Below are 562 nucleotides of genomic sequence, written 5' to 3'. Positions count from 1 at the left end.
GTGACCCGAACGCCAGATCTCCTCGCAGTTCCCCGAGCCCCTGGACAGTGCAACTCACTCCCGGAGGAACGCCTCCAGAGTGGTCGCCAGCGCCACCGGGATCTCGTACATCGGGTAGTGCCCCGAGTTGGGCAGCAGTTCGAGGTCGCCGTTCGGGTAGTGGGTGACCCAGGTCGAGCGGTACAGCTCGGGGTTCAGGGCCAGGTCGTGTTCGCCGACGAAGACCCGGGCCGGGAGCGGGAGTCCGGCCACCTTGGGGGCGAGGTCGACGGTGGTCCAGTCGGTCAGGTAGGAGGCGAAGGGCTCCGGCCGGGAGTCGTTCACGGACTGGGCGGTCATCCGGTCCAGCCAGACCCCGGTGACCCGGTTGCCGGTGACCAGGTCGAGGATCGCGCGGCGGTTCTCGGGGTGCGCGGCCGCGCCGTGGAACAGGTCGAAGGCGTCCCCCAGCGGGTAGGGCCCGGCCGGTACGGGGGTCAGCCCGGCCAGCCGTTGCACCCGGTCGGGGGCGAGGGCCAGCACCTGCCGGGCCGCCTTGCCGCCCATCGAGTGGCCCACCAGG

Annotated in this window: 1 protein-coding gene; it reads right to left on the bottom strand. The window is 71.7% G+C overall.

The annotated features are described in order from the left end of the window. Nucleotides 1–54: 54 nt before the first annotated feature. Nucleotides 55–562: alpha/beta fold hydrolase (locus ABD323_RS44540; RefSeq protein WP_344447671.1), on the bottom strand; the 508-nt coding region annotated here is incomplete at its 5' end.

Origin of the sequence: Kitasatospora nipponensis, assembly GCF_039528135.1 — a bacterium.
GTDB classification, from domain to species: Bacteria; Actinomycetota; Actinomycetes; order Streptomycetales; family Streptomycetaceae; genus Kitasatospora; species Kitasatospora nipponensis.
The sequence above is the reverse complement of the archived record's forward strand: the minus strand, read 5'-3'. Positions and strand labels throughout refer to the sequence as shown.